Here is a 19761-nt window from a genome sequence, read left to right on the forward strand (position 1 = left end):
GAGTATCCGGTCCGCAGTGAGACCCGGCCTTGATCCGATCAGGCCAGCGTCGATTTCCAGGCGCGGATATCTTCCGCGCGGAACTGGCTGCGGAACGGTTCTTCGCCGTTCTCGAACGATTCGTAGCCGCCGCTCGAAGTCAGCATGCGCGCTTTGACGTTGTCTTTGAGATACAGCTTCAGGATGTTCAGCAGCGTATCCTGGCAGCCCGGATCGAGAATCGGGCACATCAACTCGACGCGGCGCGTCAGGTTGCGGGTCATCCAGTCGGCGCTGGAGAGGAAGATCTCCGACTTGCCGCCGTTCTCGAAATAGTAGATCCGGGAGTGTTCCAGATAGCGGTCGACGATGCTGCGCACCGTAATGTTCTCGCTCAGATCTTTGACGCCCGGACGCAGGCAGCAGACACCGCGCACGATCAGGTCGACTTTGACGCCGGCTTTGGACGCTTCGTACAGTTCGTCGATGATCTGCTGGTTGGACAGCGAGTTGAACTTGGCGATGATGCGCGCCGGCCGGCCGGCTTTGGCGTGATCGGCTTCGCGGCGGATATTCGTGACGAACGTGCCCATCATCGTATCCGGCGCGACCGAGATTTCCTGCCAGTTCGGATGGCTGGAATAGCCGGTAATATGGTTGAACAGCTCCGAAGCGTCTTCGCCGATTGAAGCGTTCGAAGTCATCAGGCCGACGTCCGTGTAGAGCTTGGCCGTCGCGTCGTTGTAGTTGCCCGTGCCGACGTGCACGTAGCGGCGCAGTCCGTCTTCTTCGCGCCGGACGACCAGAATCGCTTTGGCGTGCGTCTTGAGCCCGACCAGCCCGTACACGACATGGCAGCCGGACTGCTCCAGCGTCCGCGCCCAGCTGATATTGCGTTCTTCGTCGAATCTCGCCTTGAGTTCGACGACGACCGTCACCTGCTTGCCCGCTTCGGCGGCCGCGGCGAGCGAACGGATAATGGCCGACTTGCTGCTGACCCGGTACAGCGTCATCTTGATCGCCATGACGTTCGGGTCTTCGGCGGCCTGTTCGACGAAATCGCTGACGGCATCGAACGTCTCGAACGGATGGTGCATCAGCACGTCGCGTTCTTTCAGCACGCTGAAGTAGTCGGTGTCTCCGCCGTCCCCGAATTCGGGCGGGTAGATCGACAGCCGGGACGGATAACGCAGCGCGTCGCGGTTCTTGACGGAGCCGGCGAACGACGTCAGGAAGCCGAGGTCGATCGGGCCGTCGATTTCGTATACGGCGTCTTCGATCTCGAATTCTTCCTGCAGCAGCTGCAATGCGTACGGATGGAAGCCTTTTTGCACTTCGAGCCGCACCGGCGCGCCGCGGCGGCGCTTGCGCAGCTTCTTCTCGATCTCTTCGAGTAGATCGTCCGCTTCTTCTTCGTTGATCTCCAGATCCGCGTCACGGCTGAGGCGGAAAGCATGCACCGTCTTGGCCGTATAGCCGCTGAACAGCGTCTGGATATGGTGGCAGATCAGTTCGTCGATCAGAACGTAGGTCTGCCGTTTGCTGTGGCTGCGCTGCGTCACCGACACGAGCCGCGGCAGGATCGACGGAACCTGGACGATGGCGAAAAAGAACCGTTCTTCGTCGGGCAGGTCTTCCGGCGTGTTGTCGCGTTCGAGCAGCGCGGCCAGATAGACGTTCTGGCTGTGCACGAGCGGAAACGGACGGCTGAGATCGACCGCCATCGGCGTCAGAACGGGGAAGATGACGTCATGGAAATAATCGTCCGCCGCTTTTTGCTGGGTCGCGCTCAGGTCTTCGTAGCGGTTGAGCACGAGGCTCTCCTTGGCCATGAGGCGCACCAGTTCGCGGTACGTGCGGTATTCCGCCGCCACCATCTTCTCGATGCGTTTGGACAGGCGTTTGTACAGGACGGGCGGCGTATAGCCGGAAAAGTCCTTCTTCGTGATGCCCGCCTTGAGCTGGTTGCGGATGCCCGCCACGCGGACGCTCATGAACTCGTCCAGGTTGCGCGAGACGATGCCGAGGAATTTGGCGCGTTCGAGCAGCGGCGTGTCCGGGTCCTGCGCTTCTTCGAGCACTCGGTAATTGAATTCGATCCAACTCAGGTCGCGATTGATGTAGTAAGGGGACGATCCCCGTTGAGCGGAATGGTTGTCCATAGTTCCTCCATAGTAAAGCGTGCGGGCAGGACGCAAGTCGCGCCGCAGACGCCGAGTATTCGTGCGAATCCGTTTCTTATTCCGCATGGGCGGTCGAGCCTTCCGGCAGACATGAAATCGTATACGCATGAGGGCAAACGCAGGTTGCGCGGCGTTCGCACTTTCATTTACCCGCCAGGCAGCGCCCAAAATCGGTGCGGCCAGAGCGGATTATTCTCCGGGAAGCTCTTTTATTAGTATAACCTGCTTTTGTTAAGCGAATGTAAAAAAGTCCTTTTTCCAGTTTACTTACATTGAAGCGTTTTCGATCCATTTTAAAGCGTTATCATTCTGTTTTTTCTTTTTTCCAAAGACTGCTGTACCTAAAAAAGCGACAAAATCGTCAAATGCAAGTTAAATAAGTCCCCCGAATCATGAAGAAAGTTTCATCGTAATTGGAGCCGAAAACCGATAAAAGCGAAGCGTTGGCAGGATATGGCGGCGGCCGGCGCGAAAAGGTAGGGACAGGCGCGAAGCCCGGGCCACGGTCGGCCATCGGGCGAACCGCGTCCGCGTCTACAGTCCGGCAGGGACACAGGAAGGGGAATCGACATGGAACGTTTGCATTACGGAGTCGCTTATTACGACGAGTACATGCCTTACGATCGACTGGCGACCGATATCGAGATGATGCAGGCGGCGGGCATTACCGTCGTACGCATCGCGGAATCGACCTGGAGCACGCACGAACCGCAAAATGGGGTGTTCGACTTCGCCTCGGTGGACCGCGTATTGGATGCCATGCACGCGGCGGGCATCTCCGTCATCGTCGGCACGCCGACGTATGCCGTGCCGGCCTGGATGGTGCGCGAGCATCCCGAAGTGCTGGCCGAGACCCGCACCGGAAGCGGCAAATACGGGGCGCGGCAGATCATGGACATCACGAGCCCGGCTTACCTGTTCTATGCCGAGCGGATCATCCGCAAGCTGATCGGCCGCGTCTGCGGCCATCCGGCGGTTATCGGCTACCAGATCGACAACGAGACCAAGCATTACGGCACCGCCGGCCCGAACGTGCAGCTGCGCTTCGTCAAGGCGATGCGCGACAAGTTCGGCGGCGATCTCGGCGAGCTGAACCGCCGCTTCGGGCTGGCGTACTGGAGCAACCGGATCGACGCGTGGGAAGACTTTCCGTCCGTGCTCGGCACGATCAACGGCAGCCTGGGCGCGGAATTCGCCCGGTTCCAGCGGCAGCTCGTGACCGATTTTCTCGCCTGGCAGGTCGGACTCGTCAATGAATACAAGCGTCCCGGCCAGTTTACGACGCACAATTTCGACTTCGACTGGCGCGGCCATTCGTACGGCGTGCAGCGGGACGTGGACCATTTCAAAGCGTCCCGGCCGTTCGATATCGCCGGCGTGGACATCTACCATCCGTCGCAGAGCGAGCTGACCGGCGCGGAAATCTCGTTCGGCGGCGATATGGCGCGTTCGCTCAAGCAGGGCGGCTACCTCGTGCTGGAGACGCAGGCGCAGGCGTTCCCGCATTGGACGCCGTACCCGGGGCAGCTGCGGCTGCTGGCGTTCAGCCATCTGGCTTCGGGCGCGAGCCTGGTGGCATATTGGCACTGGCATTCGATTCACAATTCGTTCGAGACGTACTGGAAAGGATTGCTCAGCCACGACCTGCAGCCGAATCCCGTATACGAGGAAGCGCGGACGATCGGAGCCGATTTTGCGCGCCTCGGCGGCTCGCTTGCCGGTCTGCGCAAAATCAACCGCGTCGCGATGCTGGTCAGCAGCGAAGCGCTCAGCGCCCTCGACTGGTTCCCGCTGCCGGGCGGCGTGCTCTACAACGACGTCGTGCGGCGCTGTTACGACGCGCTCTACAAGCTGAACGTCGGCTGCGATTTCGTGCATCCGGACACCGAAGCGAAAGTGTTGGCGGAATACGACCTGCTCGTCGTGCCTGCGCTGTACAGCGCGCCGGACCGGCTGCTGGAGAAGCTGAACGATTTTGCGGAAAAAGGCGGGCATGTGATCTACACGTTCAAAAGCGGGTTCGCGAACGAAGACGTACAGGTACGTACCGACGCGCAGCCGGGCCTGATCGAGCGATCCTGCGGCGTGAACTACCAGCTGTTCGCCGAACCGAACAACGCGAGCGTCCGTTTTGCCGGCGGCGGGTTCGAGGATCTTGGCGCAGCGGAGAAGGAAGTCGGGACGTGGATGGAGCTGCTGACGACGACCACGGCGGAAGTGCTGGCCCGGTACGACCATCCCGAGTGGGGCGGGTACGCGGCGATCACGACGAACCGCTTCGGCGAAGGCACGGCGACTTACGTCGGCTTCCTGCCGACCGAAGGGCTGCTGCTGCGCCTGTTCGAGCGGGTGCTGCGCGAAGCGGGGCTGTGGGGCGAAGACCAGAAGCTCAAGTTCCCGCTGGTCGTCAAATCGGGCGTGAACGCGGCGGGCTGCCGCGTGCGCTATTTCCTCAACTATTCCGGCGAGCCGGCGGGATTGCGATACGGCTACCGCGACGGCAGGGAGCTGGTGTCGGGCGAAGACGTCAGGCACGGCCAGATGCTGAACCTGCCGGCCTGGGGCTTCGCGATCGTCGAAGACCGCGAAAGCGCGGCCTGCTCGGCGGCGATGGAAGACGGCGTGGCCAAGGATTGACGATCGGCGGATCGAAAGGTTAAAGGATTGAAAGGTTAAAGGATCGAAGGATTTTAGAGGGTGGGCGTTCGTCGGGCACGGAGGTGGAGAAGACGGGCGGAGGCCCGTCTTTTTGGTGTGGCGCGGAGGGCCCGTCAGGCAAGCCTAAAGTACCTTTTTATACCCAAGCGCGCTATGATGGAAAAACGACACGCCGAGGCGTTCGCATATGAAGACGAAGGAGGAATTTTTGATGATGGAGACGCATGAGTATATGCTGACCGGCGAAGAGCTGACGGTGACGATCAAGGCTCCGGAGACGTGTACGGGAACGCGGTTCGACCGCACGGGCTGGATTACGCAGGTAAGACTGGAGAGCGCGGGCATCGACTTTTGCGTGCCGGAGAGTCTGGTTGCGGGCCAGGGGACGGGCGGCGAAGGGCTGTCCGGCGAGTTCGGCATCGAACGGGCGATCGGCTACGAAGAAGCCCGGCCGGGCGAAACGTTCATCAAACTCGGCATCGGCGCGCTGACGCGGATCGACGACGAGCATTACAATTTCGCGCGCACGTATCCGGTCGAAGCGTACGAAGTCCGGACGGAGACCGAAGCGGCGCGGATGACCTTCGTGTCGGAAGCACCGGAGCATAACGGCTATGGCGCGGCGCTCGTCAAGACGATCGAAATCGACGGACGCAGCCTGCATATCCGGTACAAACTGACCAATACGGGCACGAAAAATTTTTCGACCAGCGAATACGTACATAACTTCATGGGCATCGGCGGGCATCCGGTCGGGCCGGATTACGTGCTGAACCTGCCGTATGAACCGAAGCTTAGGCTGCTGGGCGACGGGGGCGTGGAAGACAAGCTGGACTTGTCGGCCGGGCAGATGGCGTGGAACGCCGAAGCGGGCGGCGAATATTATGCGCTGTTCGGCGGCTTCGCGGGGGGCGAAGCGCCTTATTGGGAGCTGCTGCACCGACCGAGCGGAGCGGGTGTGCGCGAGCGCGGCGACTTCGACGCGTCCAAGTTCGCCGTATGGGGTTCGGGGCACGTGGTCGCGCCCGAAGTGTTTATCGAGCTGAATCTTGCGCCGGGCGAGACGCGCGAGTGGACGCGGACGTACGACTTTTTCGCATAAGGAGTGGGGATCATGAACGCGGCCAAAAGCAAGCCGGACCGGCTCTTCTTTCCTTCGGTTCGTCTCTGCCGGGCGGAGTTCCAGGGCGAGGGCGTTCTTCGTCCCAGAGAGCTGGACAAATGCGGTCTGCTTGCGGTCGAAAGCGGCCGGGCCGCTTTGTCGATCGACGGGCGTACCCATACGGCGGAAGCGGGCGACCGGTTCTGGCTGGTGCCCGGAACCGCGCTCGGCGGACGCTGGGAAGCAGGATTTCGCGTCACGCTGCTGCTGTTCTCCTGCTGCCGCATGCAGAAATACGCCGGTCAGTGGTTGGCGGCGGAAGCCGAACTTCCCGCTTCGGGAAGGTTGGAACGGTCGGCCGGGCTTCCGGAGCGCCTGCCGGGACTGGCAGGGGAAGCGCCGCCTCGCGACCGGCTGGAACTCAAGCATGCGCTGCACCGCTGGATGAGCGTACGCCAGACGGAATCGGCGGCAGGCGATACGCGGAGCGGACTTTTGAAAAGCACGGAGGAAGAAGCCGGGCGGTCCGGGATCGATCCCGCTTTGGCGTACATGTCCGGGCATTATGCGCGGGAAGTGAGTATCGAGGAGATGGCCGTGCGATCGGGAATGAGCGTCAATCATTTCATTCGGACGTTCAAGGCCCGAACCGGACGGACTCCGGCCCAGTATCTGCTGCATCTGCGAATGACCCGGGCGAAGCAGCTGCTGTTCTCAAGCGACAAGATCAAGACGATTGCGCGAAGCGTCGGCTACAAGGACGAGCATTATTTCAGCCGGGCGTTCAAAAAGTCGGAAGGCATTGCCCCTGGCCAATATATGAAGCGAAGCGATCTGCGGATTGCAACCGTCTACTACGGGCTTGACGACTATCTGACGACGCTCGGCATTTCGCCTGTCGCCGTATTGTCTTACGAGCGGAGGATTCCGCGAATCGGCGAATCGGCCCCGGCGAAGTCTGATGAACCTGGAGCATCCGTCCGGCTCGACAGTTCGGCGTTCAGTTATGCCAAGCTGGGACGAGCCGCACCGGATCTGATCCTGACCAGCAGCCGCCTGGACGCCGACGCGCAGTTGGAGCGGATTGCGCCGACCGTCACTCTTTCCTACTCCAATGATCTGGTGCGGCAGCTTAGGCAGATGGGCGGCATCTTCGGTCGGCAGAATGAGGCGGAAGACTGGATCGGACGGTACGAAGCGAAGCGGAAAAGCATGCGCGTACAGCTGACAGCCCAAGCGGGGCGCAGGATGACGGCTTATTATATTCGGGTCGGTGCGACATTGTGCCGCGTATACGGAGCGCTGAATCAGACAGGAGCGCTGCTGTACGACGATCTCGGGTTGCAGCTTCCCGATCATTTTCCCGCAGGCGAATGGGCGTTGAATATCGGTCCCGGGCAGCTTCCCCTTTTCGATGCGGACTGGCTGTTTATGGCGGTGGAACCGACGCCGGAAGCGGCGGGACGCATGCGCGCGATCGAAGCTTCCGAAGAGTGGCAGTCGCTTCGGGCGGTCAGGGAAGGACGGGTCTGTGATGCGCAGGGACTTTTGTTCAAAGCGCTTGGCCCGGCGGGCCGTCTCGAGGCGATGCACGAACTGTTTGACCGAATGACCGAAGAAACCGGGTGAATTTGTCCATACAAAATCGGCGATAATGTCCATTGAACCGAAGGCGCTTCTTCCCTAGTATAGAGTGATAATGATTATCACTTATAGGGGGATGAACCGTGCAGCATACAAGAAACGGATCGAATACGGGAAAAAAGAACAGGCCCAGCAGAGAAAATAGAGAAAGCGGGAGCGGTAAGACTGGTTTCGGCGCTAGGCGCGTATCGTTCGCTGCGGGCTGGATGCTGCTGATTGCGGCGGTACTGATGCTCTCCGCCTGCGGATCGGCCATGCCGAATTCACAGACAGGGAAGACCGAAGCGGCGGCACAAACAGAAGCCGCTTCGGAGACAAAAGCGTCTTCCGGCGAAGCCGCGACTTCGGAAACGGAAACTTCTTCTTCCGCCGACAGCGGAAAGTCAGCCACGATGGCGATTACGCATCTGAAAGGAACGGCGGAAATTCCGGCTTCGCCGAAACGGGTCGTCTCTTTGTCCGCCGCGTATATCGACCATATGCTGACGATCGGCGAGATGCCGGTGGGCGTCAATACGGAAGAACGCTACGGCGGCGATTACCTGCCTTATCTGGCGGACGAGCTGGAAGGCGTGGCTACGGTCGGATCGGCCGAAGCGCCGAATCTGGAAGCGATTCTGCTGCTGGACCCGGATGTGATTCTGGTCGAAAGCCGGACAGGCGAGACGACCTACGAGCAGTTGAACAAGATTGCACCGACTGTCGTTTTGGGCAACGAATGGAAAGACTACGACGAAGATCCCGACTTTTGGACGGAAGACTTGTTGAAAATTGCGGAGATGTACGGCAAGACCGGGTTGGCACAGCAGAAAATTGCCGAACTCGACAAGAAAACGGCGGAGGTCCGGGTGCAGGTCGAACAGTCGGAACATCGTAAACTGGCGTATATCCGGGTACGGGACAAACTGCTGCAAATCTATGCGCAGAAAGGACATCCGACGAACGGACTGCTGTATCACGATCTGGGCTTCGAACCGTCTTCCCTGACACCGATCGATCAACGCGAAGATTTGTCATTGGAAGGGGTGGCCGATCTGGATGCCAATCGGCTGATTCTGGAAGTCGACCCCAATGGCGCGGACTTCCTGGCTGCGGCGCAAAAAAGTTCGGTCTGGAAAAACGTTCCGGCTGTACAGCAGGCGCGCGTATACGAAACGGATTCTTTCTGGTTGTTCAAAAGCTGGGGGGTCATAGGCCGGACCGAGATCCTGGAAGATGTGCGAAAGCAGGTCGAATAGATGGATAAGTCGGAGCAGCCGGAGAAACTGAAACTGCCGGAGCCTGAGCCGCTTGAAGAGCGGCAGTCGGAAACGCTGGATGCTTTTCTGAAAGACGGATTTGCGATGGTAAGGAAGCGGCCGGGCAAGGATGCGGAGTTCGAGGAGGAAGACGTACAGAGCTTCCCTTACTCCGTTCAGGATCTGCTTGACCCGGACGTCCTGCGCCTCCTGCTGCTCCGCCAATCCGTGCTGTTGGGAGGAGCCGCACCGGACGTAACCGGGACCCTGTTCGCCAAGCGATACTCGGTTCTTGCGGCCGGTTTGTTCGCGGCCTACAGCGCTTATGGAGTTGTGCTGTCTCCGGAGCCGGGCGATATCCGGCTGCGGATCGGTGCAGGAGCCGCGATGGGATACAGGGTGCGCGAAGAGTCTCGCCGGACAGACGCCGCTCCGAGTCTGTCCGCTTATGCAGGGAAAGTCGAAGCCCAGGTTCGAACCGTGCTGCGCGCGGTGCAGCAGGCATCGGGAGCGAATGGCAGTGTGCTGCATACGCTCGTCCTGCATCAGATTCATACGCTGTACCTCTGCCTGGAAGCGGAATCGCAGCAGGCCGGTTCGCCGCTTGCCGCTCGGGCAGACACGATGCGCGGGCATCGGCAGGAACTGAATGCACCGGCAAACCCATGGTTCCATGCCCGTTTCCGTTCGATCGGTCCGGATGCCGCAGGGAGGCCGCTTCTGCTGCGCCGGCACTGCTGCCAGGCTTATCGTACCGTGCAGTCCGGCCGCTCGCACGGCTACTGCGACAGCTGTCCGAAAAGCGAAGCCTATAAACGGAACTGACGGACCCAAAAGAACCAAGGAAGGTTGTCCGTCAGGCTGCTGCACGGCCGGCCAGGATGCCGTAGGCCGTGATTTGTCCGGGGGGTCTGTGGTAAGCTGGAACAAGAAAGCGGGATCGATCCAACCGAATCGGATACCCGGAGCAGACGATCCATAGAGGAGGATGTTCGATGATTGTGATTCATGCCGATATGCAGATCAAGCCGGACAAGCGGGAAGCTTTTCTGCAAACGGTCCAGCCGCTCGTCGCCGGTTCGCAGGCCGAAGAGGGCTGTATCCGTTATACGTTGACGCAGGACGTCGCCAACCTCGACCGGTTCACGATGGTCGAAGTGTGGGCCGACGAATCCGCGATCGAGCGTCATAACGCTTCGCCGCATTTTACCGGTTTTTTCAAAGTATCCAACGAATTTTTCGCGGCTCCGCTAAAAGCCGAAAAGTTCAGCGCGGCGGACATCTGAGCCGACCGGCAGCAGCGTACGACGAAATAAATCCAAATAAAGATTCGATACTGGAGGACGATCCATGAGCCCGAAAATCAGGCTGCACCTCGTGAGGCACGGGGAGACGTACTTAAATCGCTACGGGAAAATGCAGGGCTGGTCCGACAGCCCGCTCACCGACGAAGGCAAGCTTGTCGCCACTGCCGCCGGGCAGCGGTTGGCGGACACCGAATTCGCTTACGTCTATACGAGCGATTCGGGCCGAACGCTGGAGACGGCGGAACTTATCTTGAACGAGAGCCGGCATCCGGTACCGGTCATCCATCGGATCAAAGCTTTTCGCGAAACGTTTTTCGGCGGGTTCGAAGGGGAATACTCGAAGGTCGCTTTGGGCCAGATCGCCGAGAACAACGCCGGGGTGAGCTTTGCGGAATTGATGCAGACGGTGACGGTAGCCGAATTCGCGGACATGACCAAAAAAGCCGATCCGTACCATCACGCGGAAAACTTCGAGGAGCTGTGGACGCGGATCCGCGGCGGGCTGCAGACGGTCATCGACCTGGATTACGCAGGCGACGCCAACGTCCTGATCGTTACCCACGGCAACACGATCCGCAACATCGTCAACCAGCTGTGCGAAGGCGTCGACGTCACGATCGAGATCAAAAACGCCAGCGTGACGATTCTGGAGCACGAAGACGGGAAGTTCAACTGGATCGGGTTCGATCAGTAAGCCGACGAATAAAAAAGCAGACGAAAAAAGCAGAAGAAAAGCCGGATTCCTCCTCGATGTGCAGAGGGGGGAATCCGGCTTTTTGCCGATGAAGCGGGCTAGAGCACGCCTTTTTTCAAAAGGATGTTGCCGTACAGCGCTTCTTCGCCGGTCACGACGATCGCGTAGGCGCCGCGGGCGCGTTCGTAAAAAGCAAAACGTTCCTCGAACGCGATCTGCGCGGACGCATCGTGGCGGGCGATCACTTCGCGGTACGTGTCCCAGATCGTCGGCACGACCTTGTCGCCGGGCACGACGCTCATCAGCGCCGCCTGATGCCCGGCATAAGGGTCGAGCGGCAGCAGCTCCAGTATGGCGTCGAGCAGCGGAGGAATGCCGAGGCCGTCGCAGCGGATAACGCGCCCGTGCAGCGAGTGGCCGGGGAAATTGCCGTCCGCCAGCACGATCTCGTCGCCGTGGCCCATTTGCATCAGGGCATGGACGAGGTCGGGAGACAGCATTTTCGGAATCTTTTTCAACATTAGGCGTCTCCTTCCCGGCTAGAAGCCGTAGAACGCGCGCAGTCCGACCAGCTCGTCGATCCGGTGCTGCGGCAGTTCGCGTTCGCCGTCGATCATGCGCGTGAGGAAAGTCAGTTTGGCCGTGTACTCCAGACGCTCCATGTTCATGTAGGCGTCCATCACGCTTTTGCCCCAGGTCAGCGCGCCGTGGCTTTCGAGCAGGACGGCCGTTTTCTTGCCGAGAAAAGGCATGATCGAATCCGGAATCTCTTCGGTCGACGGCGTGCCGTAGGCCGCAAGCGGGATATCGCCCATCGCGATGACGGACTCCGGCATCATCATCTTGTCGAGCGCTTCGCCCTTGATCGCGAACGCGGTCGCATAAGGCGGATGGGCGTGGACGACGCCGTTCATGTCCGGGCATTCGCGGTAGACGCGCAGATGCATTTTGACTTCCGTGGACGGCCGGTATCCGTCCGCCGCTTCGACGATCCCGCCGTCCAGATTGACTTTGACGAGCATATGCGGCTCCAGGTAGCCTTTGCTGACGCCGGTCGGGGAAGCGAGAATCTCCGTCTCGGAGAGGCGGGCGGAAATGTTGCCGTCGTTGGCGGCGATAAAGTCCTTGTTGAACAGATTGCGGCCGATATCGCAAATTTGCAGGCGCAGCAGGCGCTCGCGTTCGGCCGGATCGGCGATCGTGTGGGGCTGGGTCATGGGTAGGGGCCTCCTTTTTGGGTCATGGGTGTGGATTATGGATTATGGATTATGAGTCAGGGATACGGCTATGAATATTGGACTAGTCGGGTCGGGCGCAGGGCAAAGCAGGACAGAGAAACCGGAACGGGTCCCGGCGCAGGCAGGTCTCAATGCAAAGGCTGCGGCGTGCTAACGAACCGTCATAACGCTATTTTCATAAATAGCGGGATTTGGAGCAGCTAACGAATCGTAGTAACACTATTTTGCTTTTTTGCATTGTATTTGTCCGATTTGGCAGGTATAGCGTTGTTAGGATTCGTTAGAAAATAAAATCGACCGATTTGCCCGTTTTAACGTGATCAGGATTCGTTAGCGTCTACGGCCGGCCGCAGCTCAGCGAGCAGCCGGCCTATACCGTTCGAGCGCAAACGAGCGCCCGAGAATCTCCGCCCGGCGGCCGAAGTCCAGCTCGCCGAGCGCGGCAAGCTGGATCAGCGCGCTTCCGGCGGCGCTCGCTTCCACCGGCCCCGCGATGACTTCGCGGCCGGTGCGCTCCGCCGTCAGGCGGCAGAGCAGCCGATTGCGGCTGCCGCCTCCGACGAGATGGACCGCCACGATCCGGCGGCCGGAGATCGACTCGAGCTCGTCGATCGCCCGGCCGTAGGCATCGGCCAGGCTTTCGAGCACGACGCGCGTAAGCTCGCCGTGGTCGCCGGGAACCGGCTGCCCGGTATCCCGGCAGAACTGCCGCACCCGCTCCGGCATATCGCCCGGAGCGGCAAAGCGCGGATCGTCGGGATCGATCCGCGCGTCCGCCGGTCCCGCGGCCTCGGCCAGCGCCGCAAGATCAGCATGGCTGAGCGCTTCGCCGCCGGCATTCCAGTGACGCCGGCATTCCTGAAGCAGCCACAGGCCCGTAATGTTCTTGAGCAGGCGGCTGCCTCCGCCGTAACACGCTTCATTCGTCAGGCCGCATTCGTAAGCGGCATCGGACAACACCGGCTGCGGGGTCTCGATCCCCGCGATAGACCAGGTGCCGCAGCTGATAAACGCGGCGGCTCCCCGCGAAGCGGGCCGCGTTTGCGCCATGGGGTTCTGCGCCGTCCCGGCTATATCTGCCGTCCCGCTCAACCCCGCGGCGCTTCCATTCGCGCCGCCTGCCGCCGCATCCCCGCAGCCGTAAGGCACCGCCGCCACCGCGGAAGCCGTGTCGTGCGAAGCGCCGGCCACGACGCGCAGCGGGCCGCAGCGCAGCTGCGCCTGCAGGTCGGGCCGAAGCTCGCCCAGCACGGTGCCGGCCGGCACGACCGGCGCGAGCAGGGCGGCCGGAATGCCCAGCCGCGCCAGCACCTCGGCGGAGGGTTCGCTGCCGCCGGCTGCCAGCAGCCCGCCGGTGCTGAGAATGCTCCGCTCCGCGGCCATGACGCCGGACAGCCGGTAATGGAACAGGTCCGGCATCATGAGGAAGTGCGCCGCAAGCTCGCGCAGCTGCGGTTCCTGCTCCAGATCGGCAAAGAGCTGGTACGCCGTATTGATGGCGTTCGGCTGATTGCCGGTCAGCTCGAACTGCTCGCGCGGCGGCAGGCGGCGCACAAGCTCCGCCGCGTGCCGCGCCATGCGCGCGTCGCGGTAATGGTGCGGCGGACGCAGCAGCTCCCCGCCGGGTCCGATCCAGCCGTAGTCGACGCCCCAGGTGTCGACGCCGATGCCGAGGATCGGATGCCCTTCGGCGGCGGCAAGCCGGATGCCCGCGACGATTTCGGCGAACAGCCCGTCGGCGTCCCAATACAGGCCGCCGACACTTTCGATCGGCACGTTGTCGAAGCGGTGAATCTCGCGCAGCTCCAGCTTGAAGCCGTCGTAGCAGGCCAGCATGACCCGGCCCGAGCTGGCGCCGAGATCGACGGCCAGCACTCTTTTGACGGAAGGATCGCTATCGCCATCATCGCCGCCAAGCGGCCGCGCCGGCTCCGCCGCTTCGCCGGCTCCCGCACTTTCGCCCCGCTCTACAGCTCCCGCATTCTCACCAATCCCGCCACTTCCCGCGCCTACACCGCCGTCCGTGCCCCGGCCGATCGCGTTCAGAACTTCCGCACGTAATTCCCGCGGCTTCATGGGCATGCCCCGCTTTCCGTATGAAATGGCGCCCGCGTCTCAGTACAGCGGGCCGAAGTTCCGGCAGGCGGCGTAATCGGCCGCTTCCGGATTTTCCGTGCCGAACAGCGACCAGGCGCGCGGACGGAACACGTCTTGTTCGTCCACGTTGTGCATGCTGACCGGAATGCGCAGGATGGAAGCGAGGGTGATCAAGTCGGCGCCGATATGGCCGTAGCTGATCGCGCCGTGGTTGGCGCCCCAGTTGTTCATGACGTCGTAGACGTTCGAGAACGAGCCTTTGCCGGTCAGCTTGGGCGCGAACCAGGTCGTCGGCCAGGTCGGATCGGTGCGCTCGTCGAGCGTGCGGTGCACGTCTTCCGGCAGGTCGACCGTATAGCCTTCCGCCAGCTGGAGCACGGGACCGAGCCCTTTGACCAGATTGAGGCGCACCATCGTCACCGGCATGCCGCCGCGGGTCAAATAATCGGTCGAAAAGCCGCCGCCGCGGAAATATTCCTGCGAAGCCGGACGGAACAGCGTCTTGTCGAGGCATTTGGCCGCTTCTTCGTCCGTAACGTCCCAGAAAGGCTTGATCGCGGGCTTGCCGTCGATCTCCTGCTCGCCGGTTCCGTCGAGCGCCGCCGAACCGGAGTTGATCAGATGCAGCAGCCCGCCCTGCGCCGCGCCTTCAAGCCGGTGTCCCGTTACGCGTTCCACCGCCGCCGGACTCCAGAACGTGCGCACGTCCGCGAAGATCTGCGCCGTGCCGGTCAGCAGATGGTTGAACAGCATGACGACGCCGTTGAGGCTGTCGTTTTCGGTGGCGACGATGTACGGCGCGCGCCGTCCGTTCCAGTCGAACGAGGAATTGAGGATCGTCTCCATGAAGTCGGCGTTCGGGAAATGGTCCGTCCAATGCCGCTGCCCCTGGAAGCCGCCCGCGATCGCGTAATGCCCGCCGGCTTCTTCTTCGAAGCCGAGCTCCGCCAGCCGCGGATTGCCGACCATGAGGTCGCGCGCGATCAGCGTCATTTTGACGACGAATTCCCATTGTCTATCCTGTTCTTCCTCGCCGATGACCAGATGTTCGGGATTGTTGTTGGCGCCGAGTTTGCAGTTTGCCCGGGTCCAGGCCAGCGCTTTGGCGTATTCGTCCGGGTCGTAGATATTTTCCTCGACGCGGCGCACGAATTCGGACATGTCCACGTATTCGTTGCGCATGCCCAGATAATGCTGGAACAGGTTCTCGTCGATGATCGAACCGGCGATGCCCATCGAGACGGACCCCATGGAGAGGTACGCTTTGCCCCGGATGAGGGCGGCGGCCAGCGCGGACCTTGCGAACCGGAGCAGCTTGGTCTGTACGTCGGCCGGAATCTCTTCGCTGCCCGACTCCTGCACGTCTTCGCCGTAGATGCCGAACGCCGGAATGCCTTTTTGCGCGTAAGCCGACAGCACCGCCGCCAGATACACCGCGCCCGGCCGCTCCGTTCCGTTAAAGCCCCAGACCGCGTGCGGAATCGAAGCGTCCATGTCCATCGTCTCGGAACCGTAGCACCAGCACGGGGTAACGGTGATCGAGACGCCGACGTTTTCGCGCTTGAACTTGGACGCCGCCGCGGACGCTTCCGCCACGCCGCCGATCGTCGTGTCCGCGATGACGCACTGCACGGGCGAGCCGTCCGGGTAGCGCAGATGCTCCTGCAAAAAAGCGGCCGTGCGCCGCGCCATGCCCATCGTCTGTTCTTCCAGCGATTCGCGTACGCCGCGTCTGCGGCCGTCGATGGTAGGGCGGATTCCGATTCTCGGATACTGCTGCGTAACGGTGGCTGACATGTGATTCCTCCTTGGGTGTGGGAAAATGGCGAACGGTGAAGTCTGTCTTCCTTTATAAAAGGATAAAAGGCTGGCCCGACGAATAGCGTCCCTCAAAAGTATGCGCTTGCAAAAAGATGCGGCAGCGGCGGTTCGCTTCTGTTTTCCTCTTCATCTTAAAAGGGTTAAAAGCCAAAGTCAACACGAAAACCACATAATTTCTTTTTATATTTGTGGTTTTGTTGGTTTCGAGAAGGTCATAACGAGAACGAATTGTGGTTTCTGCTTTTTCATGCTACGGTAAAAAAACAATCGGGACACGGGGAGCGGATGCGCAGTGAAAGCGGAGCAGCGGCGGGAATGGATCATCAACGAATTGTACCGGAACAAAAAAGTGCAGGTATCGGCGCTCGCGCAGACGTTCGGCGTGTCGGAAGAAACGGTGCGCCGCGATCTCGACAAGCTGGACAAGGAAGGCATCGCCCAGAAAAATTACGGCGGGGCCGTGCTGAGCGCGCCGGTCAACCGCGATCCTTCGTACGCGAGCCGGCACGATCTCAACCTCGAAGCGAAGCGCCGCATCGCCGAGCAGGTACTCGGCCTGGTGCACGACGGCGACAGCGTCATGGCGGACACCAGTTCGACGGCGTTCGAAGCGCTGCGGCTGCTGACCGAACGCAAAAGCAATCTGACGCTCATTACGAATTCGCTCGTCGCGCTGTCCGCGTTCCAGCAGTCGGGACATCGGCTGATCGGCACCGGCGGCACGCTCGGCGCTTCGACCAGTTCGTTCGTCGGCCCGGACGCGGCGCGGACGATCGAACGCTATAACGCGGACGTCGCGCTGCTCGGCTGCAAAGCGTTGTCCATGCACGGCGGCATCTGCGATTCCAACGAAGCCGAGAGCGAACTCAAGCTGCTGATGCGCCGGCAGGCGAACAAAACGATCCTGGTGGCGGACCGGTCCAAGTTCGATCGGCTGGCTTTTATCCGGCTGTTCGATTTCGGGCAGATCGACTTCGTCGTGACCGACCGTCAGCCGCCGGAAGAATGGGGCGAATTTCTGCGCGGGCGGGGCGTGACGCTGGTGTGCCGGAGCGAGGAAGCGGATGCCGGCGAAGAAGGATGAACGGCAGAGACCGAAGCGGCAAAAGAACACACAAAGCGCAAAAGAAGCAGACTTTCTTCCCCCGGGAAGAAGGCCTGCTTTTTTTATGGATATACCCGATTCTTGTCTATGTACGCCAAGTCCGTTCCGGGCCTACACTGACGGGGCAGGAGGGTACGCCCTCTTTTTTGCCAATACCGGGACCTTCCAAAGGAGCGACAAGATGGGTACGCTTACAAAAGAAAGGCTTGAACAACTGATCGCCAAAGTCGTCGGACAGATGAAAGGGATGCGGGGCTCGATCGAAGAGACGGCTCCGATCGGCATTATCTCGATGGAGAACTGGGAATGGCCGCAGGGAGTCGGGCTGTTCGCGCTGCACGGGCATTATCGCGCATCCGGCGACAAGGCCGCGCTGCGGTTTCTTACCGACTGGTTCGATGCGCGCATCGCGGAAGGGCTGCCTGCCAAAAACGTCAACACGATGTGCCCGATGCTGACGCTGACGTATCTGGCGGAAGAAACGGGGCGCCCGGATTATCTCGACCTGTGCCGGGAATGGCTCGATTACGTCCTGAACGACATGCCGAGAACGGAAGAAGGCGGCATCCAGCACGAGGTGACGGGCAGCGCGAACGAAGGACAGCTCTGGGACGACACGCTGTACATGACGGTGCTGTTCGTGGCCCGGATGGGCGTGCTGCTCCAAGACGACGCCTGCATGCAGGAGAGTGTCCGGCAGTTTCTCGTGCATCTGAAATATTTGACGGACCCTTCGACCGGGCTGTTTTTCCACGGCTGGACGTTTCTCGAAGGCGGGCACCATTTCGCGAAAGCGCTGTGGGCGCGGGGCAATTCGTGGTACACGGCCGGGCTGGTCGATTACCTGGACATGACGGAGCCGCCGGGCGGCGTGCGCCTCTTCCTGCTGTCTTCGCTGCGGCGCCAGGCGGACAAGCTGGTCGAGCTGCAGCTGCCCGAAGGGGCATGGCCCACGCTGCTCGACGACGCCGATTCGTATCCGGAAACGTCGGCTACGGCCGCTTTCGCTTACGGCATGCTCAAAGCATACCGGCGCGGCGATCTGGATGAGGTGCACCGCGACTGCGCGCTGCGGGCGCTGGATTACGTGCTGTCGTCGATCGACGCAGACGGCGTGGTCCGGGGCGTGTCCTACGGAACCGGCATGGGACGGACGCTTCAGGAATACCGCGATATTCCGGTCTGTCCAATGCCGTACGGCCAGTCGATGGCGCTGCTGCTGCTGGTCGAAGCGATGCGGCACGGCGCGGAAGGCGGGAACTTCCATGAATGAGCTGCGAACGGGCGGCAAAGTTTCCGGCGGCCCGCCGCCCGGCGGAACCGGGCCCTGCGCCGAGCAGAAGGCCGCGACTGCGGCGCCAGGCGGGCCGGAATCCGGGAGCGATGCCGTTCTCGTCAGAGGCGGCGTCGCTTTCCACGGAGCGGCCGAGCTTGAGCCCGCGCCGCTCGGCGGCGTCTGGCTCCGCCGCATGCCGCGAAGCGTGCGCGAGCGCCTCGGCGCCCGCGGGCGCTTCGTCGCAGCCGAGTCCACCGGCTGCGAGCTCCGCTTCGTCACGTCCTCGCAGACCGTGGACGTGACGCTGGCTCTGCCGGTGCAGGCCGGCACCGTCGCCGTCTACTGCGGCGGAATGTTCCATTCCGAGCACCGGCTGCCGGCCGGCCCGGCCCGTACGCTGCGGCTGACCGCGCCGCCGCGCCTGCAGATGGCCGACGCGGCGGCGCTGTCGGCTTCGGGCTTCGCGCCGCACGTGTGGCGCATTCGCTTCGGGCGGGCCGAGGCCGTCTACGCCGGCCTCGACGCCTTCGGCGCGGACGTCCGGCCGCCGGCGCCGGGCGAGACGCCGGAGGTCCGGCTGCTCGCCTACGGTTCGTCCATTACGCACGGCGGCGAGCAGAGCCGCTCGGCGTATATCGAGCAGGCGGCCCGGCATCTGGGCGCGGACCTGTACAATCTCGGGCTGAGCGGCTCCTGCCTGTGCGAGCCGGAACTGGTCGACTGGATCGCGAATCGGCGCGATTGGGAAGTCGTTTTCCTGGAGTTGGGCGTCAATATGAGAGACGGGATGGACGGCCCGCAGTTTCGCGGGAAAGTCCGGTACGCGCTGGAGCGAATCGGCGCGGCCCATCCGCTTCGGCCGATCGCGCTGACGACGATCTACCCGAACTTCGCCACGCTCGGCAGCGGCGCGCCGGAAGCCGGCGAGCAGGATCTGCGCTTCAACGAAATTTTGCGGGAAGAAGCGCTTAGATCGAATCACGCGCGGCTTCTGCTTATCGAAGGAGACACAGTGCTTGACGATCCGGGCGGATTGTCCGTCGACCTCATCCATCCTTCCGACGAAGGGCATGCGCGGATGGGAGCGAATCTCGCCCGGCAGCTGCGGCCCTTGTTCGAAGATTAAGCGCCCGAGAGCGGGCTGGATATTCGCGCGCCGGCCTACCCTCATCCGGCGCGGACACAATCGGTTCGTCCCGATCTTGCGAAGCAACAATCCCGCAGCCGCGCGGTTTGCGGGAGATAAACGCGAAAATGGAATATTGCGATCGTCGTCTTTTGCGGGTAACGTGACAAACAGAAACGCCCCCGACGCTCCCCGATCCGGGCCGGACGCCCGCCGTCCGGTTTGACCGACAAGCAAAATGAGAACGCTTACCTAAAGAAGCGGGAACGCCGTATCGGCCGCTGCCCGCAAGC

General features: G+C 61.7%; 15 protein-coding genes. 10 read left to right on the top strand and 5 right to left on the bottom strand.

Features of this window, described 5'->3' with window-relative positions; translation table 11 throughout:
- Positions 1 to 38 precede the first annotated feature (38 nt).
- The gene (ppk1, locus tag FTE24_RS02260) at positions 39 to 2141 is read right to left on the bottom strand and encodes a polyphosphate kinase 1 (RefSeq protein ID WP_150232495.1); all 2103 of its coding nucleotides are present in this window, start codon (positions 2139 to 2141) and stop codon (positions 39 to 41) included.
- A gap of 591 nt (positions 2142 to 2732) precedes the next feature.
- On the opposite strand from ppk1, the gene FTE24_RS02265 reads away from it, so the two are divergent.
- The 7 genes from FTE24_RS02265 to FTE24_RS02295 all read left to right on the top strand — a co-directional run bounded on the left by FTE24_RS02265 (position 2733) and on the right by FTE24_RS02295 (position 10805).
- On the top strand, positions 2733 to 4799 hold the full coding sequence (locus FTE24_RS02265; RefSeq protein WP_150232494.1) for a beta-galactosidase: 2067 nt from the start codon (positions 2733 to 2735) through the stop codon (positions 4797 to 4799).
- 232 nt (positions 4800 to 5031) lie between these two features.
- Positions 5032 to 5922 carry a hypothetical protein gene (locus FTE24_RS02270; protein ID WP_160441619.1) on the top strand — a complete coding sequence of 297 codons (891 nt, stop codon included), beginning with the start codon at positions 5032 to 5034 and terminating at the stop codon, positions 5920 to 5922.
- 12 nt (positions 5923 to 5934) lie between these two features.
- Complete coding sequence (locus FTE24_RS02275; protein ID WP_150232492.1) at positions 5935 to 7551, top strand: helix-turn-helix domain-containing protein; 1617 nt, start codon at positions 5935 to 5937, stop codon at positions 7549 to 7551.
- Positions 7552 to 7772: 221 nt separating this feature from the next.
- Positions 7773 to 8804, top strand: a complete 1032-nt coding sequence (locus tag FTE24_RS02280) for an ABC transporter substrate-binding protein (RefSeq protein WP_237401592.1) — start codon at positions 7773 to 7775, stop codon at positions 8802 to 8804.
- Positions 8805 to 9629, top strand: coding sequence for a hypothetical protein (locus FTE24_RS02285; protein ID WP_150232490.1), 825 nt, complete (start codon positions 8805 to 8807; stop codon positions 9627 to 9629).
- A 170-nt stretch (positions 9630 to 9799) separates the two neighbouring features.
- Entirely contained in the window at positions 9800 to 10090 is a 291-nt protein-coding gene (locus tag FTE24_RS02290; RefSeq protein ID WP_150232488.1) for a putative quinol monooxygenase, read from the top strand.
- A 64-nt stretch (positions 10091 to 10154) separates the two neighbouring features.
- A complete protein-coding gene (locus tag FTE24_RS02295; protein ID WP_150232485.1) occupies positions 10155 to 10805 on the top strand; it encodes a histidine phosphatase family protein in 651 nt (216 codons plus the stop codon).
- A gap of 98 nt (positions 10806 to 10903) precedes the next feature.
- Here FTE24_RS02295 and fucU read toward each other — a convergent pair whose 3' ends face one another.
- The 4 genes from fucU to FTE24_RS02315 form a co-directional block, all read right to left on the bottom strand.
- On the bottom strand, positions 10904 to 11326 hold the full coding sequence (fucU, locus tag FTE24_RS02300; RefSeq protein ID WP_141448457.1) for an L-fucose mutarotase: 423 nt from the start codon (positions 11324 to 11326) through the stop codon (positions 10904 to 10906).
- Positions 11327 to 11344: 18 nt separating this feature from the next.
- Positions 11345 to 12022 carry a class II aldolase/adducin family protein gene (locus tag FTE24_RS02305; RefSeq protein ID WP_150232483.1) on the bottom strand — a complete coding sequence of 226 codons (678 nt, stop codon included), beginning with the start codon at positions 12020 to 12022 and terminating at the stop codon, positions 11345 to 11347.
- Between the two features lie 375 nt (positions 12023 to 12397).
- Positions 12398 to 14125: a rhamnulokinase gene (locus tag FTE24_RS02310; RefSeq protein ID WP_237401593.1), complete on the bottom strand. Its 1728-nt coding sequence runs from the start codon at positions 14123 to 14125 to the stop codon at positions 12398 to 12400.
- Between the two features lie 33 nt (positions 14126 to 14158).
- Positions 14159 to 15937, bottom strand: a complete 1779-nt coding sequence (locus FTE24_RS02315) for an L-fucose isomerase (RefSeq protein WP_150232481.1) — start codon at positions 15935 to 15937, stop codon at positions 14159 to 14161.
- 316 nt (positions 15938 to 16253) lie between these two features.
- Between FTE24_RS02315 and FTE24_RS02320 the strand changes: the two genes are divergently transcribed.
- The 3 genes from FTE24_RS02320 (at position 16254) to FTE24_RS02330 (ending at position 19468) form a co-directional block, all read left to right on the top strand.
- A complete protein-coding gene (locus tag FTE24_RS02320) occupies positions 16254 to 17045 on the top strand; it encodes a DeoR family transcriptional regulator (RefSeq protein ID WP_150232480.1) in 792 nt (263 codons plus the stop codon).
- 202 nt (positions 17046 to 17247) lie between these two features.
- Positions 17248 to 18339, top strand: coding sequence for a beta-galactosidase BglB (gene bglB / locus FTE24_RS02325; protein WP_160441620.1), 1092 nt, complete (start codon positions 17248 to 17250; stop codon positions 18337 to 18339).
- A complete protein-coding gene (locus FTE24_RS02330; protein WP_150232476.1) occupies positions 18332 to 19468 on the top strand; it encodes an SGNH/GDSL hydrolase family protein in 1137 nt (378 codons plus the stop codon). Before bglB ends, FTE24_RS02330 begins: the two co-directional genes overlap by 8 nt.
- Positions 19469 to 19761 lie beyond the last annotated feature (293 nt).

Source organism: Saccharibacillus sp. WB 17 (assembly GCF_008634075.2).
Lineage (GTDB): Bacteria > Bacillota > Bacilli > Paenibacillales > Paenibacillaceae > Saccharibacillus > Saccharibacillus brassicae.

Bases quoted from the DNA above. Each gene is read 5' to 3' on its own strand.
- ppk1 (WP_150232495.1), bottom strand. From the start codon at position 2,141: ATGGACAACCATTCCGCTCAACGGGGATCGTCCCCTTACTACATCAAT.
- FTE24_RS02265 (WP_150232494.1), top strand. From the start codon at position 2,733: ATGGAACGTTTGCATTACGGAGTCGCTTATTACGACGAGTACATGCCT.
- FTE24_RS02270 (WP_160441619.1), top strand. From the start codon at position 5,032: ATGATGGAGACGCATGAGTATATGCTGACCGGCGAAGAGCTGACGGTG.
- FTE24_RS02275 (WP_150232492.1), top strand. From the start codon at position 5,935: ATGAACGCGGCCAAAAGCAAGCCGGACCGGCTCTTCTTTCCTTCGGTT.
- FTE24_RS02280 (WP_237401592.1), top strand. From the start codon at position 7,773: ATGCTGCTGATTGCGGCGGTACTGATGCTCTCCGCCTGCGGATCGGCC.
- FTE24_RS02285 (WP_150232490.1), top strand. From the start codon at position 8,805: ATGGATAAGTCGGAGCAGCCGGAGAAACTGAAACTGCCGGAGCCTGAG.
- FTE24_RS02290 (WP_150232488.1), top strand. From the start codon at position 9,800: ATGATTGTGATTCATGCCGATATGCAGATCAAGCCGGACAAGCGGGAA.
- FTE24_RS02295 (WP_150232485.1), top strand. From the start codon at position 10,155: ATGAGCCCGAAAATCAGGCTGCACCTCGTGAGGCACGGGGAGACGTAC.
- fucU (WP_141448457.1), bottom strand. From the start codon at position 11,326: ATGTTGAAAAAGATTCCGAAAATGCTGTCTCCCGACCTCGTCCATGCC.
- FTE24_RS02305 (WP_150232483.1), bottom strand. From the start codon at position 12,022: ATGACCCAGCCCCACACGATCGCCGATCCGGCCGAACGCGAGCGCCTG.
- FTE24_RS02310 (WP_237401593.1), bottom strand. From the start codon at position 14,125: ATGCCCATGAAGCCGCGGGAATTACGTGCGGAAGTTCTGAACGCGATC.
- FTE24_RS02315 (WP_150232481.1), bottom strand. From the start codon at position 15,937: ATGTCAGCCACCGTTACGCAGCAGTATCCGAGAATCGGAATCCGCCCT.
- bglB (WP_160441620.1), top strand. From the start codon at position 17,248: ATGGGTACGCTTACAAAAGAAAGGCTTGAACAACTGATCGCCAAAGTC.
- FTE24_RS02330 (WP_150232476.1), top strand. From the start codon at position 18,332: ATGAATGAGCTGCGAACGGGCGGCAAAGTTTCCGGCGGCCCGCCGCCC.